Genomic DNA, 16,541 nt, shown 5'->3' with positions numbered 1-16,541 from the left:
GTGGACCGGAAGCTCACCCCCTACGTCTTCATTCTGCCGTTCTTTGTCCTTTTTGGAGTGTTCGGCGCGTTCCCGCTGCTGTACACGTCGTGGGTTTCGCTGCACCGATGGGATTTGCTTTCCGGTCCGGAAGGCGGCCTCGGCTTCTCCAATTACGTCGAGCTGTTCGGTGACCCGCGGTTCTACAACGCGCTTTTCAACACCGTCAGCATCTTCCTGCTCGCCGCGATTCCGCAGTTCTTCCTCGCGCTGGGCATCGCCGCCCTGCTGAACCGGCCGCTGCGGGCGGCGACCTGGTGGCGGGCCGGGCTTCTGCTGCCGAACCTGGTGTCCGTGGTCGCCGTCGGGCTGGTGTTCGCGCAGCTTTACAGCTCGGGCTACGGCGTGGTCAACGAGGTGCTCGGTTGGTTCGGGGTGCCGCCGGTGTCCTGGCAGTCGCACCAGTGGTCGTCGCACCTCGCGGTGGCGAGCATGGTGATGTGGCGCTGGACCGGCTACAACGCGCTCATCTACCTGGCCGCGATGCAAGCAGTGCCCCAGGATCTGTACGAGGCCGCCGCGCTCGACGGAGCTTCGCGGTGGCGGTCGTTCTGGTCGATCACCGTGCCCGGCATCCGCCCGACCATCGCGTTCACCGCAGTCGCCGGCACGGTCAACGGCCTCCAGTTGTTCGCCGAACCGCAGCTGTTCGACGCCACCGGCAACGGCGGCGCGGGCGGCAACGACCGGCAATTCCAAACGCTCACGATGTACCTGTACGAAAAAGGCTTCGGCAAATTCGACGCCGGATACGCGGCGGCGTTGTCCTGGGTGATGTTCCTGATCTGCCTGGTGTTCGCGGTCGTCAACTACCGGCTCGTACGCCGCTTCGTAGGTGCGCCGTGATCCGCCGGGGCCGGGCCGGGGGCTGGGTATACGCGGTGCTGGTGGGGCTGGTCGCCTCGTCGTTGTTCCCGCTGTACTGGTCCTTCGTAGTGTCCACACGGGACAACGCGGCTATCGGCGAGACCTCGCCACTGCTGCTGCCCGGCGGCCACCTTTTCGACAACATCCAGCGCGTCTTCACCACCGTCGATTTCTGGCTGGCGATCGGCAATTCGCTGATCGTCGCGACGACGGTGATGGTGTCCAATGTGGTCCTGTCCAGTTTCGCCGGGTTTTCCTTCGCCCGGCTCCGGTTCCGCGGCCGCAACACGCTGTTCCTCCTCGTGGTCGGCTCGGCGATGGTGCCCGCACAGCTGGGCGTCGTCCCGCTTTACCTGGTGGTGAGCGATTTCGGCTGGTACGGCCGCCTCGAAGCGGTGATCGTGCCCGCGCTGGTGAGCGCGTTCGGCGTGTTCTGGATGCGCCAGGCCTGCGAGGGTTCGATCGACCAGGACCTGGTCGACGCGGCCACTGTGGACGGAGCGTCGGTGCTGCGCACGTTCTGGCACGTGGCAGTCCCGGCGATCCGTCCACAAGCGACTGTTCTGGCGATGGTGACTTTCCTTGGCGCGTGGAACGACTACTTCTGGCCGCTGGTCGTCCTGGACCCGGCGCAGACGCCGACCGTGCAGGTGGTCCTGTCCCAGCTGGCCAGCGGCTACTTCACCGACTACGCCCTGATGCTGACCGGCGCGACGCTGGGCGTGCTGCCGGTCATCGTCCTCTTCCTGCTGCTCGGCCGAAACCTGGTGCGCAGCATTTCGACCGGCCTGACCCGGGCCTGACTCACGAGACATACCGCCCGAAGAACCCGGCAATGGCGGACCGCTGCACCGCGATGCTCGTCCGCGGATCGATAGTCCCGATCCGCGTCTGCTGCACCTTAGGATCGACCGGCACCCGCTGCGCCAACTTCGGCAGGAACCACTGGACGTCGGTGTAGCTGTAGTGCATCGCCGTAGCCAAGGTGATGTCCTGCTTCGGAGAAGAAGTGTGCTCCCACAACGACTTCCACGCGGGCGACGTCCGATGGCTGCGCGCCTGCCCGTCACTGGTGCTCCCGGACGACCCCATCAACAACACCGGCCGCGACACCCCCTCCGCGCCCGCGCGAGTGAGCTGCTTGCCATCCACGTCATAGGCGAGCCAACCGTCCAGATCGGCTGCCGCGTCCACCCGGGAGTCCACTGTGGATACCTCAGCAGCGGTATCCCCGCCGAACGAATGCCCGATCGCCCCGACCCGGCTCAGGTCCATCGACTGCCCGAGCCCCGGGATGCCCGGCAGCTGGTCAAGTGCGAACCGGACATCCGCGACCCGCGTCCGCATCCCGGCGACCAGGTCCTTGCTCCCCTGAGAGAACACCACCCGCCCGTCAGGGAACACGACGAACGGCGCCTCGCCGGTGTGGTCGATGGTCACCACGATGTACCCGCGGCTGGCGAGATCCTCGGCGGTCGCGCTGCCCAGCGCCCGCAGCGACGCCCAGCCCGGCGAGTACACGACCACCGGCCACCGTCCCTGAACCGGCGCGTTCGCCCGGGCGTGCGTCTCGACGGCCGCCCAGTCGACCTTGCCGGTCGGCAGCCCCAGCGCCGGTGCCGCACCCTGGTCGAAGTACGGCGCGGCCTTGGCGGGCAGATACCGCGCCTTCGGACCGGCTCCGGGCCGGGTCGGGTACCAGACGCTGATCATCAGCTCCCGGTTCCGTGCCTGGTCAACGAGGTGGACGTCGCGTTCGCCGATTGCGTGCGGGCCGGACGGCGTGGGAAGTTCGAAGGTGACCGCGGTTTCCGCTGAGGCGGGCGCGGAGCCCAGCGCGGTGACGAGGAGGGCGGCGGCGAGGACGGTTCGGAAGCGCATGCCGGAACTCTGCCGGTTTGCCCGGGATGCCCGCGCCTGCCGACCGTCTGCAGCGACCCCCTACTTTCGTCAACCCGTCCGTCGCGCCACGGTCGTCGCCAGCTCGCTCCGCGACGGTGCGTCCAGCTTCCCGAGCAACCGCACGACGTGCGCCTGGACCGTCCGGCGCGGAATGCGCAGCTCGGTCGCGATCTCCGGATTGGACCGGCCAGCGGCGACGAGCCGCGCGATGCGGACCTCCAGCGTCGACAGCGATTCCCAGCCGTGCTCGGGCCGCGCCGACGCCAGCGAAGCCCCGCGCTGCACGCCGACCGCCTGCAACCGCGTCTCCGCGTGCTCCAGATTCCACGCCGCCGAAAGCTCCGTGTACAGCGAAGCTGCCTCATCGAACGCGGTCTGCGCGGCATCCAAGCGGCCAACGCGAGCCAGCAGCACCGCCGCGTCCTCCAACGCGCTGGCCAGCTCCGGTTTCCGCCCCACCGCGCGGAAATGCTCCACCGTCCGCAGGACCGGCTCCGGATCCTCGTCCAGCAACCCGCGACACCATTCCGCGGCCGCGAACGCCCGCGCCGGTTCGAGCTCCTTCTCCGCCTCTTCGACACACACCGCCAGCGCCCGCTCCGCCGCCGCCCGGTCTCCCGCCGCCAACGCGATCTGCGCGAACTGCGGCAACCACTGATGCCGCAACATCATCTGCGCGTACGTCGGGTTCAAGATCGGCTCGAACACCGTGATCGCCTTCTGCAGATCACCCTGTTGATAGGCGACAAGCGCGTGCGCGGCAAGCAAAAAGTCGAAACTCTCCCGCTCGGCACTCGTCGCGGGCGCGTGTTCCTCCGCGGCGTCGAGCAGCGCGGCCGCCTGCGCGAGTTCGCCCCGCCGTGCCGCGATGAGCGCCGCGACCCCGTGCAGCAGCAAGGCTGCGGCACCCGGTTCGCGCAGGCCGAAGAAGGTGATCGCCGGACCGTCCTCGGTCACCGTGTCCAGCTCGACCAGCGCTTCGTCCCACCGGCCTTCCCAATACCGGTGCACCGCGACGGAAACCTGCAGCCCGCTCGGCATGCTGTGCCGCCGCGTCACCTCCGCGGCCTCCTGCAGCGTGCGGTTCGCGTCGTCCAGCCGGTCGAGGTTCTGCAGCGTGAAGACGCGGTTGTCCAGCAGGTCCAGGTGCAGATCGGCCAGTTCGTGGTCGTCGCCGACGGCCGCGATCGCCTCGTCCACGTGCTTCAGCGCGCTGGCGTGGTGCCGTCGCACGGAATCGACCAGCCACAACGTCTGCAGCGCGTGCGCGGTGAGGTAGCCGTCGCCGTTCGCCTCGGCCCGGGCGTGATGCGCGTTCTCCTCCGCGACATCGAGGTCGTCGAGACCGCCGCGCCGGTAGTTCGCGAGCAGGTGGCGACCCCGGACCCGCCACAGCTCCGGGACTCCCGGATCCTCCGCCGGGTTCCCGAGCGTCTCCACCGCGAGCCGCGCGTCGCCCCGGCGGAACCGCATCGCGGACACGATGTGGCGCAGCTCCGCCGTGTGGTCCGGATCGCGAGACAACTCAAATGCCCGCAGCGCGAGGTCTTCCGGACTCCGTTCGAGCCGGAACAACACCCGCACCAGCGCGACCAGCAACGGCTCGCGGCGCGGATCGTCGTCCTCGATCCCGGCGAGCGCGCGCTCCAGCAGCTCGACGGCGATCAGCGGGGCCCGGTTCGACACCGCGCTCTGGTGCTCCACGAGCCAGTCCAGCACCCACGGGTCCACAGTGGACGGAACGGCCACGAGCTGCTCGGCGACCCGCTTCACCGGCGCGCCGATCTTGGCCAGCGCTTCGGCGGCCTGCCGATGCTGCGCGGCCCGGGTCTCCGGCGGCAGGTGGTGGTACAACGTCTGACGCAGCAACGGAAGCCGGAACGCGAGCTGGGTTCCGGTGTCGAGCAGGATGTTGTCCGTCACTGCCGCTTCGAGCGGGCCGAGCAGGTCCGACGGCCGCTGTCCGAGCACCGCCGCGATGTCGCCGACCGCGAACTCCATGCCGAGAATCGCGCCCCAGCCCAGCACCTGCCGGGTCTGCTCGGGCAGCAGCTCCAGCCGCCGGTTGACCGCCGCGACGATCGATTCCGGCGGCTCGAACCGCAGCGGATCCGGGACGTCGGCGAGCCCGTCGCGCTGCTCGACCGCGCCCGAGTGCATCAGCGCGTCCAGCATTTCCTTGAGGTACAACGGATTGCCGCCGGCGCGCGCGGTCAGGTCCCGCAGCCGCGGCCCGGGGTCCGCGCCGATCTGCCGCCGCAGGAGACACAGGACGTCGTCCTCGCCGAGCGGGCCGAGGTCGAGCACGACCCCGTCGCGCGTCTCGACGCCACGGCGCAGCTGGGTCATCTCCGGCCGCTCCGGCGCCGGTCGCGTCGCGGCGACCAGCAACAACGGCAGCTGCCGGGCGGCGGCGGACAGCCGATGCCACACCAGCACGCTCGGCTCGTCCGCCCATTGCAGGTCGTCGACCACGAGCAGCAGCGGCGATTCGGCGCACAGTTCGTCGACGAGCGCCAGCAGCCGGTCGACCGAATCCAGCACCGGGTCGCCGACGCGCCGCACCGGTTCCTCGCCGCTCAGCGCGACGCGAGCGCGGCGCGGATCCGGCGAATGCGGGTCGATCGCCAGGCATTCGTGCATGACCTGCAACGGAAACCGCATGCTCAGCTCGTCCGCGGTGACCCAGGCGACCTGCAGGCCACCGGCGTCGCCGAACGCGTGCGCCAGCAGCTCCGACTTCCCGATCCCGGCCTCGCCCTCGATCCACACCGCCTTGCCCCGGCCCGCGCGGACCCCGTCGAGCAGGTGGTGCAGCTTGCTTACCTCGGCTTCCCGGCCGAGCAACGGATCCCGCGGCGCACGCACGACCGGCTCGGGCATCGCCGGTCGCCGCAGGTCCAGCGCCGGATCCTCGGCGAGCACGCGCTGGTGCAGCTCGCGCAGCCCCGGCCCGGGTTCGACGCCCAGCTCCGCGCGGATCGTGCCGCGCGCGTCGCGGAACACGTCGAGCGCGTCGGAATGCCGACCGCTGCGATAAAGCGCGAGCATCAGCGAGGCCCGCAACGATTCGCGCAGCGGATACTCGGCGGTGAGCGCGGTCAGCTCAGCGATGATCTCCTGGTGGCCGCCCATTTCCAGCCTGCTGCGGGCAGCCCGGTCCAGCGTGTCCAGCCGAAGCTCGGCCAGATACGCGCGATGCCGTTCGGCGAAATTGCCGGGCACGCCGGACAGCGCTTCGCCGTGCCAGAGCTTGAGCGCGGCGCTGAACTCGGCCACCGCGCGGTTGTGCGCCCCGGCCTCGGCCTCGCGTTTGCCGTCTTCCCGGTGCTGCTCGAACTTCGCCGCGTCCAGCGCTTCCGGCGCGAGGTCGAGCGTGTAGCCCGCCGGGCCGGACCCGAGCACGGTCGAGGCGGACCACCGGGTGCGTTCGGGTTCCAGCGCGCGGCGCAGCCCGGAGATGTAGGTGTGCACGCTGCCCTCGACACTGGCCGGCGGCGACTCGCCCCACACGCCCGCGATCAGCTCGGCGCGCGGCACCGGCCGTCCGGCGGCGACCGCCAGCATGGCGAAGACAGCCCGCTGCCGCGCGGGTCCGAGCGAGATTTCGGTCGTCCCGCGCCAGGCGCGCAGCGGGCCGAGCACCGTCACCCGCACATCCCCTGGCATGCCGTTCCATTCGCCGTGTTGACCGAGTTTACCGGTCGATCATGGACGCGAGTCCACCCCGGTTCACTCTCCTGCCGCACGCGCGCGGACCGGACTGGCCCGCCGGATGCCGTACGGCTGCATCCGTGTCTCGGCCCGCCGCACGTCCCAAGCCGCGCCGACCGAGGTGTAGCTGGTGAGTGCCGCGAGGAAAGCCGTGCGCGCCTCGTCGAGACGGCGGTACTCGGCGAGCAGGATCGCGGCGTCCTCGCTGGCGCGCGCGTGCTTGAGCATCCGTCCGGCGGCCTCGTAATGCGTGGCGGCGCCGAGGATCGCGTCCGGATCCGCGGTGACCAGGCCCCGGCAGTGCGCGGAGGCCGCGGTGTGCGACGGCGGAGTGTCGTACCCGCTGGTGTCGCCCATCAGCCGCAACGCCCGGAACGCGTGCGGCTGGTCGCCGAGCTGCATGGCGAGCCGCGCGAGGTCCGGCAGCCACTGCTGGCGCGCGGCGGGCGGGTAGCTCTGTTCCAACAGCGGCAGCAGCGCGGCGAGGGCGGCTTCGGGGTCGCCTTCCAGCTCGGCGAGCTGGGCGCGCGCGGCGAGCAGGTAGTCGCCGCCGTTCGGTTCGAGACCGTGCGGGAACTGATGCCGGGCCGCCGCGTCGAGATGCGCGCGGGCCTCCTCCGGCTCGTCCCGGTGGCTCGCGATCAACGCGCCGACGCCGTGCACGAGCAACGCTGATCCCGGGCTGCGCAACACATACGACGCGGTTTCCGCGCCACCCCGGATCACCGTGTCGAGTTCGGAGAGCGCCTCGCCCCAACGGCCGCGCCAGTAGTAATGCACCGCGCCGGCCAGGTGCATCTCACCCGGCACCGCGCGGGTCGCGGCCAGCCTGCGCGCGGTGCTCAGATCGGCGTCGTTGTCGAGGCCGTCCAGCACGCCGAGTTCGGACAGATCCGGCGCTGCGGCTTGATGATCGACGGCGAACCGTTCGATAGTCACACGCAGCGTTTCGTGCCGCCCGCGCCACATCTCCGGCACCTTCGGATCGGCCAGCGTGCGGCGGACTTCCGAGGAGGCTTCGGCGAATTCGCCGCGGCGGTAATAGATGTAGGCGAGGATCCAGCGCATTTCCGCGGCCTGCCTGCTGTCCTTGGTGCGCGCCACGACCGACCGCGCCTCCGCCTCCGGTTCGCGGCCGAGCCAGAACAGCAGCCGGGCGAGCGTGGCGGTGAGCGGTTCGCGGGCCTCAGCGGGCAGCACGGCCTGCTTGACGACCTGTTTGAGCAGGTCCACCGCGACCCGCGGCGACTGCGCGGCGACCGTGCCGATGTGTTCGACCAGCCAGTTCGCGACCCACGGGTCCACCTGCGCGGGCGCGGCGGCGAGCTGTTCGGCGACGCGTTCCGCGCCCGCCCCCGCTCCGTCGAGCGCCTCGGCCAGCTGCCGGTGCAGCGCGACGCGCATCGCGGCCGGCGTCTTTTCGTACAACACGCGGCGCAGCAACGGATGCCGGAACGCGAGCAGATCGCCGGACTCGACCAGCACCCCCGCCGTGAGCGCCTCCTCGACCGCGGCGACGAGCGCGGTCGGCGCGCGTTCGGTGGCGATCGCGATGTCGGCGAGCGAGAATTCCTTGCCCAGCAAAGCCGCCCAGCGCAGCAGGTCCCGCGCGGAGCTGGAGAGGAAGATCAGGTACAGCGTGATCCGCGAGCCGAGCGGCGACGGGATCGAACGGCACGAGGAACCGTCGACGATCGCGTGCGCGCCGTCGAGCAGGATCATCGAGTTGGCGAGCAGCGTTTCGACGATTTCCGTGGCGTAGCGCGGATTACCGGCGGCGTGGCTGAGCAGCAGCGAGAACATCCGGTTCGGCGGCGCGCCCGTGAGGTCGGCCGAAATCTTCCGGATCTCGCTGTCCCGCAACGGCTCCAGCCGCAGCAGCGACGTCGCTCCAGACGACAGATCCGCGGCCAGCGCTTCGAGCGCGGCCCAGCGAGGGAGCGGACGGCTCGCTCCGACGAGCAACAGCGGCAGCCGCCGGGTTTCGCGGGCGAGGTGCTGCCACACCTGCAGCGTCGTTTCGTCAGCCCACTGCAGATCGTCGACCACGAGCGCGAGCGGACCGTCCGCGCAGAGTTGCCGGACCAGTCCGAGAATGCCCTGGACCGGGTCCAGTTCCGGGTTCTCGGCGAGCGCCACCGCCAGTTCCGCGCGACGCAGATCCGAGGCGCGCGGATGCACGCCGAGCGCGTCCAGCAGCGGCCGGAGAGCAAAGCCCTGGTCGAGCGAATCGGCGGCGGCGAACAGCGCGGTGTAGCCGGTTTCGTGCGCCAGCGCGACGGTTTCGGCCAGCAGCGCGGTCCGGCCGATCCCCGGTTCTCCCTTGACCCACACCGAACGGCCGAGGCCGCCGCCGAGACCGGCGACGGCCTCGCTGAGCAGCTGAAGCTCGTTCTCGCGCCCGACAAACGTCGCCGGGCGCGGAGGCAGCACCGGCAACGGGAAGCGCGGGACCTTCGTGACCGGCGCGGGCGCGACCGCCTCGTCAACGGCCAGCAGCTTCTCGTAAAGCTCCCGCAGCGCTGGCCCCGGCTCGGTCCCGGACGCTTCGACCAGCCGCTCGCGCAGCTCGGTGTAAACGGTGAGCGCCTCGTGATGCCGTCCCGCTTGGTCGAGCGCTCGCATGAGCAGACCGTGCAGCGGCTCGCGGAACGGGTGGTCCGCGGCGAGTTCGCCGAGCTGCGTGACGAGCCCGGCGGATTCGCCCGAGTCCATCGCCAGCTCGGCCCGGCGTTCGACGGTCGCCAGCCGGAGCTCCTCCAGCCGCACCCGCTGCGCGCTGGCGTAATGACCGGACAGGCATTGCAGCGGTGTGCCGTCCCACTCCGCGAGAGCTTCGTCGAGCACGCTTCGCGCCTCGGCCCGGCGTCCCTCGGCGAGCAGCCGGTTGCCTAGATCGCGCAGCGCGCTGAAGCGGTGGACGTCGATCTGCTCCGGTTCGACGCAGAGCGAGTAGCCGGACCCGGTGGAGGCGATCAGCCGCGATTCGGCGCCTTTGCGGCGGCCCGGTTCGAGGACGCGGCGCAGACCGGAGATATAGGTGTAGATGCTCCCCTGCGCGCTGGCCGGGGGCGCGTCGCCCCACACCGCGTCGATGAGCACTTCGCGGGAGACCGTGCGGTTCGGGGAGAAGGCCAGTACGGCGAAGACCGTGCGCCGATGAGCAGAACCGAGGTCGAGCTGCCGGTCGCCGAGCCAGGCTCGTACCGGTCCGAGCAGCTGGATTTCCGGCGCCGGGACGCCGCCGGATGCCGACATCGGTCTCCCTTCACGCGCTGACGGATCGTCACACGCCGGATGCCACTGGTGAGCTTACGCCGAAAAGGTGACGTGGCGGGACCGCCCCGGGTTGCTTTTGCCGGTCTTGTCCAGCGAATTGTCCGGTGGACAGAGTCGAGGGGGCGGCCCCGCGGTGAACGCCGGGCAAACCGGCCGGGCGGTCCGGCAGGCACACCTCCCGCGACAAAGGGGCATCCGGCCCGCTCCCCGGTTTCCGAACCGGAATCCCTGCGGCAGCCTCGATGAGGAACCCGCGCGCTCGATCGCGGTCTTGACGTGCGGACGGTGAGGAGGAGGCGTGGACCCGGTCCCGGGCCTGCCGGAACAGGCGGTGCCGTTCGCCGCGGCGATCGACGCCGCGAACGCCTGTTTCGGCACGGTGAACAGCGAAATGGCGGCGCTGCAGGCGTCGTGGCGCGGCGAGGCGGCGGTCCGGTTCGGCCAGGCGATGAACGATTGGGAGCAGCAGTTCGATCGCATTCTGGGCAGTCTGGCAGATCTCGTGGACGTCGCGCGCGGTACGGCCGCGTCCTCGGCCGCTGAGTGCTCAAACGAGCGCTTGCGGTGCGCCGACCGTCGATGAGCGGCGATCCCGGCTTCGATCAGGCCGCCGAGGTGCTGTCCCGGATCCGCCGGACCACCGGCGACCTCGGCGCGGTGCTCGCCGAACTGGAGTCCACAGTGGAGCCCGAGGTGGCAAGCTGGCCGTCGGCGGCGCGGGCCCGCTACCGGGAGGCCAAACGGGAGTGGTCGACCGCGCTGGACCGGATGCCCGAATGCCTCGACCGAGCCGCCGAGGCCTTCCGCGAGATCTCCGCCGAAGACCCGAAAAGAGGCGGCTGAGCTGCGAGAACCCCGGTTATCTTCATCGGCCTTCACGAGCGCGCCAGAAAACGTGAAGTCTCGCCCTCCACACTGCGTGCAGGCAATGTGGAGGGGGTAGTCGTGAAGCTCGTCAAGGTCGCAGTTCTCGCCTCGGACCCGATCACCCGGGCCGGAGCCGCGAGCCTGCTGGGTTCGCGCCCGGAGCTGGTCCTGCTCGGCCAGGACGCGGCGAGCCAGGCGGACGTGGTCCTCGTGATGGAGGAACACGTCACCGACCGGGTGCTGTCGCAGGTGCGGGAGCTCGGCAGGCAGTCCGAGCAGCTGACCGGGCCGCACCTGGTGATCGTCGTCGACCATTTCCGCGAGAGCGACCTGATGACGGCCGTCGAATGCGGCGTCGTCGCGATCCTGCCGCGCCGCGAAACCGGCGGCGGCGAACTGGTCGCGGCGGTGCTGGCCGCGGGGGACGGCACGGCGACGCTGCCGCCGCGGCTGCAGGGCGCGCTGCTCGCGCAGGTCCAGCGGATGCGCCGCGACGTGCTGGAGCCGAACGGCCTCACGCTGTCCGGCCTGGCCTCGCGCGAATGCGACGTGCTGCGGCTGGTCGCCGAGGGCTACGGAACCGAGGAGATCGCGACGAAGCTCTGCTATTCGGAGCGGACGGTCAAGAACGTGCTCTACGGCTTGATGACCCGATGCGGTCTGAACAACCGCGCGCACGCCGTGGCCTATGCCCTGCGCGCCGGCGCGATCTAATGTTCTGATCATGGCGCAGACGGCGGTAGAAATCGCTCGCGGAGTGCGGGCAGGGGAGCTGGACCCGGTCCAGGTGACCGAAGAAGCACTCGCCCGGATCGCGGCAGCGGACGGCGTCGTCGGCGCTTTCCGCCGCGTGCGCTTTGCCGAGGCACGAGCTGAAGCCGCCGAAGTCGCGGCCCGCCCGGACCTGGCTTCGCTGCCACTGGCCGGTGTCCCCGTCGCGGTGAAGGACGTCACCGAGGTCGCTGGCGAGTACATGGGCTGGGGCTCCGAAGCAGGCCCCCGCACCCTCGCCGACGCCGACGGCCTGATCGCCTCCCGCCTGCGCGCGGCCGGCGCGGTGATCGTCGGCCTCACCCGCGTGCCGGAGCTGTGCATCTTCCCGACCAGCGACGATCCCGACGGCATCGCCCGCAACCCGCGCAACCCGTCCTTCACCGCAGGCGGCTCCTCCGGCGGAAGCGCCGCCGCGGTCGCGGCCGGTCTGGTCCCGATCGCCCACGGCACCGACGGGTTGGGTTCCATCCGGCTGCCCGCCGGAATGTGCGGAATCGTCGGCCTGAAACCCGGCCGCGACGTGGTCCGCGAAGACACTCCCGGCTGGTTCGGCCTCTCCACCCACGGCCCGCTCGCCACCACTGCCGCCGACGCCGCTCTCCTGATGTCAGTCCTGGCCGACCGCCCAGACTGGGCCACGCTCGCGACTCCCGGCGCGCAACGAATCGCGACCTCGACCCAGGTCCCGTTCACCCGGGCCCCGCTGCCGCGCCCTCTGCGCGCCACCGTCGACCAGGCAGCCGACCTCCTGCGCGCATCCGGCCACTCGGTCGATTCCGCGACCCCCGCCTACCCGCTCCGCGCCCTGGGCGGCCTGGTCGCCCGCTGGTTCGCCGGCCCGGCCGAGCAGGTCTCGGGTTCGTTCGACCTCTCGCGCCTGCAACCCCGAACCCGCGTGCACGTCCGCCTGGGCCGCCTGACCTCGCGCCTGGTCACCGACCGGGCCCGCGACGAATGGCAAGCGATCGCGGCGCGGTTCTTCGAGTCGCACGACGTCCTGGTGACGCCGACTTTGGCGACCTTGCCGGTGAAAGCCCGCCGCTGGCACCGGGAATCCTGGCTGGCGAACGCGGTCCCGTCGTCGAGGGTGGCGTCCTTCACCGGCCCGTGGAACCTGGCCGGATACCCGGCGCTGTCGGTTCCGGTCGCCCGGCATCCTGTCCACGACCTGGCGATGTGCGTGCAACTGGTCGCTCGCCCCGGCGGGGAGCCGGTGCTGCTGGGACTGGCGGCGGAGCTGGAGTCAGCGAACCCCTGGCCGCGGACAGTCTGAGGCTCCGCCTGCATGCCGTGAAGGACTCCTTGAAGGAATCTGATTCCCTCAAGGAGTCCTTCACGGACTTCAAGACGCGGTCACCTGGCGGCAAATCGGGCATTCCGGCACTATTGGCGTCCTTTGTGGACGGTCAGCGGGCCGAGGTCGCGCGGCTTAAGTTCCTGGCACCGGGAATCAGAGTCCGTGAAGGTGGCCCTCACGGACTTGGCCCCACAACCGAGCGGCTCGCGGCCTGGATCGCCCGCCGCTGTTCGGAGCGAAATGTCGCGGTCGCGCACTTGCCAGTCGAGCAGTCGGCGGACACGCTGCTCGCCAACGTGCTTTCCCGAGCCGCAGGTCGCCGAGCAGGTTCCCGGCTGGCTGGGCGCGGCGGTGTTCGGCTTGCCCGCTGACGTGCCCTTTCCGGAGCCGCGCGTAGAAGTCTTATAGCCGCCGCGAATGCCCGCCGGACCGCTTCCGGGCCGACGGGCTCACTGCGATCCGCAGGTCAGCTGCTCGGCTTGCCCGCCGTCTGCGGCTGAGACTTCGCGCCGTTCCCCGTCGAGCCGTTGCCGGTCTTCGCGCCGTTTCCGGCCGCGCTTTCCGTCGACCCGCCGTTCGCCGAACCGCCCTTTCCGGCACCGCCATTCGCGGACGAGCCGTTCCCCGCAGGGGCCTTCGCGGCGGAACCGTTCTCAGCCTTCGGCTTAGGCGCGGGAGACGGAGCAGTCTTCGACTCGACCGGCGCGGGAGACGGGTCCGGCTTGGCCGGGTCGTCGCCGCCAACCAGCTTCGAGGCGGCAGGCAGCACCGATTCCGACGGCAGCGCGGTCAGCAGACCCTCGCTCCGGCCGAGCACCTCGTCCGCCATCGCCAGGTTCTTGCGGGCCTGTTCGCGGATCTCCGCGAGCCGCTCGACCTTCCGCGTGGCCGCGGTGGTGCGCTGGGCCGCCTGCGTGGTCGCCTCGTCGAGACGGCGCTTGGCCTCCGCCGTCGCCTCCTCGACGCGGCGGGTCGCCTCCGCGGTGGCTTCCGAGATCCGGCGTTCGGCCTGGTTCTTGCTGGCCGTGCGCTGGTCGGTGATCATCTTTTCGTGCGCGGTGCGCTCGGCGGTGATCTTCGAGTCGAAATCGCGCTCGATCTTGCGGCGCTTGCGCTCGGCCTCGTTGTCGAGGAGTTCCCGGCGCTGCGCCGCCTCGACTGTCAGCCGCTGCACTTCGGCGCGGGTTTCCTTCAGCGCGGCCTCGTGCTCCGAGTGCAGCGCTTCGGCCTGCTTGTCCAGCTCCTCGACCAAGCGGTGGTACCGCTCGCGCAGCTTCGTGGACGCCTCGGTCGACGACGCCCAGTGCTTCTCGGCCGCCACCTGCGCGCGCTTGGTGATCTCGTCGGCCCGCGCGTGCGCGAGCGAGACGGTGCGCTGCATCCGCTCGTCCAGGTCCTCGAGCCGCTCCGGCGGCTTCAGCAGCTCCTCGACCCGGGACCGCAGCTTCGACACCTCGCCGCGCGCCGCCTCGAGTTCGCGCGACAGCGTGGCGACCTGCGTGGCAGCCGCGTCGCGGTCGGTGATCAGCCGGTGCAGCTGACCCTCGAGGTGGTCGAGGTACTGCCGCACCTCGGTGCGGTCGAAGCCGCGCCAGGCTTCGGTGTACTCGCGCCGCAGCGGGAGGAGGCCGTTGTCTCGCTCGGGAACCATGCCCACGACCGTACCCGCGCACCTGGCGTGCGTGCCGCCAGGAGTGGTGAATCACCGCCCCGGGTCGATTCTTCGTGGCGATCTCGCCTGAACGGCCTCACCCGCCGCGCGAAGCCGTCACTACCAGTGGAACCCGCGCGACAGCCGGGCCAGCGCCATCGCCGCGCGGGACAGGTGTTTCTCGCCCCGCCCGATCTTCAGTTTCCCGCTGCCGCCCGCCGCCGCGGAGTCCGGGAAAATCCGGAAACCCTGGTACGCGATCGCGTCGGTGAGCCCCGGCGCGAGCGTGTAGGTCAGCCCGATCGCCTGGCCCGCCGGGGTGCCGATGTGCTTCGGCCGCTGCACCAGCGCTTTCAGCACCATGTCCGCCGCCTGCTCCGGCGATTTCGTGGGGAAGGCGTCGTAGATCTTCGTCGGCCGGATCATCGGCGTGCGCACGAGCGGCATGTGGATCGTGGTGAAGGTGATCCCGTCGCCGTGCGTTTCGGTCGCCGCGATCCGCGAGAAGTAGTCCAGCGCGGCCTTCGACGCGGCATAGGCGGAAAAGCGCGGCGCTATTCCCTGCACGCCGATCGAGGAAACGTTCACGATGTGCCCGAATTTCCGCTCCGACATGTGCGGGAGGACCGCCAGGATCAGCCGCACCGCTCCGAAGTAGTTGATCGCCATCGCGCGCTCGTAGTCGTGCATCCGGTCGTACGACAGCTTGATCGAGCGCCGGATCGACCGTCCGGCGTTGTTCACGAGCATGTCGATCCGGCCGTGCTCGGAAAGCATCGCGTCCACGGCCTTGCGCACCGAATCCTCGTCGGTGAGGTCCGCCGGGTACACCGACGCGGTGCCGCCCGCCGCGATGATCTCGTCGCGCACTTCCTCCAGTTCGTGCTGCCGCCGCGCGACCAGCAGCGGCACCCCGCCCGCCGCGGCGACCTTCAGCGCGGTGGCCCGTCCGATGCCCGACGACGCGCCGGTGATGATCACCCGGCGGCCGTCCAGTTCGCCGCGCGGACCGTGCTTGCGCGCGCGGAACGGGTCGAGGTGTTCGCGCCAGTAGCGCCACAGCGTCGGGGCGTATTCCTCGAGCCGGGGCACCTCGACGCCGCTTCCGGCCAATGCCTTCCGCGTTTCCGCCGAAGCGAACACCGACGGGAACGCCATCGTTTCCAGCAGCACCGGCGGAATGCCGAGCCGCTCCAGCACCGCGTCGCGGGCAATGGTGAACCCGGGAATGTGCTCGCTGAGCTTGACCAGCCCGACGATTCCCTTCGACACCTTGTCGCCGAGTTGCACCGTGATCGTCGGTGCCCCGGCGGCGCGGGCGAACGCGTTGTAGACCGACACCACCGGCTGCGGCTCGGGGTTCACGAGATGGAAAGCGCGGCCGTCGAGACCCGGCGTGGTGACCAGTTCCAGCAAGGCCTTCGCGACGTAGTCCACCGGAACCACGTTGGTGTCGCCCAGATCCGGGCCCGCGGACGGGACGTCGGGCAGCCCGGCGAGCCTGCTGATCGCGGGGAAGAGGTAGTACGGGCCGTCGATCTTGTCCATCTCGCCGGTCTGCGAATCGCCGACCACGACCGCGGGCCGGTACACCCGCCACGGCACCTCGTGCTGGTCCCGGACGAGCTTCTCGGCCTCGAATTTCGTGCGGTGGTAAGGCGTGATCAGCCGCTGGCCGACGTCGAACATGTCCTCGGTGAACAGTCCTTCGTGGTCGCCCGCGACGGCGACCGACGAGACGTGGTGCAGGCAGCCGGCGTTCAGGTCCGCGGCGAGGTCGAGGACGTTCTGCGTACCGTCCACATTGGCCCGGACGCTCGTTTCGTCGTCGGCGGTGATGTCGTAGAGCGCGGCGAGGTGGATGACGTGGTCGACGCCGCGCAGCGCCTCCCGGTCCGCGTCGGACACTCCCATCAGCGGTTCGCCGAGGTCGCCGGTCACGAGCGTCACGCGGTCCGGATGCGGCCACCCGTCGACGAGCGCGGCCAGCTTCTCCCGCGACGACGCGCGCACCACGAGCGCGACCCGCTCCACGTCCGGCCGGGTGAGCAGCTGCCGGGTGACCTGGCGCCCGATCAACCCGGTCGCGCCTGTCACCAAGAACGTCGCCATCTCCATCACCCTCCGCCGTGCCGCCGCCTGGACCCATGG

The 16,541-nt window shown here is 70.6% G+C and carries 11 protein-coding genes; 6 read left to right on the top strand and 5 right to left on the bottom strand.

Annotated elements, in window-relative coordinates; all coding sequences use genetic code 11:
• Both ABZX37_RS16575 and ABZX37_RS16570 read left to right on the top strand, forming a co-directional pair.
• Complete coding sequence (locus ABZX37_RS16575; protein ID WP_354740257.1) at positions 1 to 885, top strand: sugar ABC transporter permease; 885 nt, start codon at positions 1 to 3, stop codon at positions 883 to 885.
• Complete coding sequence (locus tag ABZX37_RS16570) at positions 885 to 1,709, top strand: carbohydrate ABC transporter permease (protein ID WP_354740366.1); 825 nt, start codon at positions 885 to 887, stop codon at positions 1,707 to 1,709. The genes ABZX37_RS16575 and ABZX37_RS16570 overlap by 1 nt, the downstream gene beginning before the upstream one ends.
• Position 1,710: 1 nt before the next feature.
• Here the strand turns inward: ABZX37_RS16570 and ABZX37_RS16565 are convergent, their stop codons facing one another.
• From ABZX37_RS16565 to ABZX37_RS16555, 3 genes are all read right to left on the bottom strand, one after another.
• The gene (locus ABZX37_RS16565; protein WP_354740255.1) at positions 1,711 to 2,787 is read right to left on the bottom strand and encodes a lipase; all 1,077 of its coding nucleotides are present in this window, start codon (positions 2,785 to 2,787) and stop codon (positions 1,711 to 1,713) included.
• Between the two features lie 69 nt (positions 2,788 to 2,856).
• Positions 2,857 to 6,477, bottom strand: a complete 3,621-nt coding sequence (locus tag ABZX37_RS16560) for a BTAD domain-containing putative transcriptional regulator (protein WP_354740253.1) — start codon at positions 6,475 to 6,477, stop codon at positions 2,857 to 2,859.
• Positions 6,478 to 6,540: 63 nt separating this feature from the next.
• Positions 6,541 to 9,780, bottom strand: a complete 3,240-nt coding sequence (locus tag ABZX37_RS16555; RefSeq protein WP_354740251.1) for a BTAD domain-containing putative transcriptional regulator — start codon at positions 9,778 to 9,780, stop codon at positions 6,541 to 6,543.
• Positions 9,781 to 10,099: 319 nt separating this feature from the next.
• Between ABZX37_RS16555 and ABZX37_RS16550 the strand changes: the two genes are divergently transcribed.
• The 4 genes from ABZX37_RS16550 (at position 10,100) to ABZX37_RS16535 (ending at position 12,715) form a co-directional block, all read left to right on the top strand.
• Positions 10,100 to 10,384, top strand: a complete 285-nt coding sequence (locus ABZX37_RS16550) for a WXG100 family type VII secretion target (RefSeq protein WP_354740249.1) — start codon at positions 10,100 to 10,102, stop codon at positions 10,382 to 10,384.
• Positions 10,381 to 10,644: a WXG100 family type VII secretion target gene (locus tag ABZX37_RS16545; protein WP_354740247.1), complete on the top strand. Its 264-nt coding sequence runs from the start codon at positions 10,381 to 10,383 to the stop codon at positions 10,642 to 10,644. The genes ABZX37_RS16550 and ABZX37_RS16545 overlap by 4 nt, the downstream gene beginning before the upstream one ends.
• Before the next feature lie 102 nt (positions 10,645 to 10,746).
• Entirely contained in the window at positions 10,747 to 11,382 is a 636-nt protein-coding gene (locus tag ABZX37_RS16540; protein ID WP_344279883.1) for a response regulator transcription factor, read from the top strand.
• Between the two features lie 10 nt (positions 11,383 to 11,392).
• Positions 11,393 to 12,715: an amidase family protein gene (locus ABZX37_RS16535; RefSeq protein ID WP_354740245.1), complete on the top strand. Its 1,323-nt coding sequence runs from the start codon at positions 11,393 to 11,395 to the stop codon at positions 12,713 to 12,715.
• Between the two features lie 490 nt (positions 12,716 to 13,205).
• On the opposite strand, the gene ABZX37_RS16530 is transcribed toward ABZX37_RS16535, so the two are convergent.
• On the bottom strand, positions 13,206 to 14,390 hold the full coding sequence (locus ABZX37_RS16530; RefSeq protein WP_354740243.1) for a cell division protein DivIVA: 1,185 nt from the start codon (positions 14,388 to 14,390) through the stop codon (positions 13,206 to 13,208).
• A gap of 120 nt (positions 14,391 to 14,510) precedes the next feature.
• Positions 14,511 to 16,502 carry an SDR family oxidoreductase gene (locus tag ABZX37_RS16525; protein WP_354740241.1) on the bottom strand — a complete coding sequence of 664 codons (1,992 nt, stop codon included), beginning with the start codon at positions 16,500 to 16,502 and terminating at the stop codon, positions 14,511 to 14,513.
• Positions 16,503 to 16,541: the final 39 nt, after the last annotated feature.

It is taken from the genome of Amycolatopsis sp. NPDC004079, from assembly GCF_040610415.1.
GTDB classification, from domain to species: Bacteria; Actinomycetota; Actinomycetes; order Mycobacteriales; family Pseudonocardiaceae; genus Amycolatopsis; species Amycolatopsis halotolerans.
The sequence above is the reverse complement of the archived record's forward strand: the minus strand, read 5'-3'. Positions and strand labels throughout refer to the sequence as shown.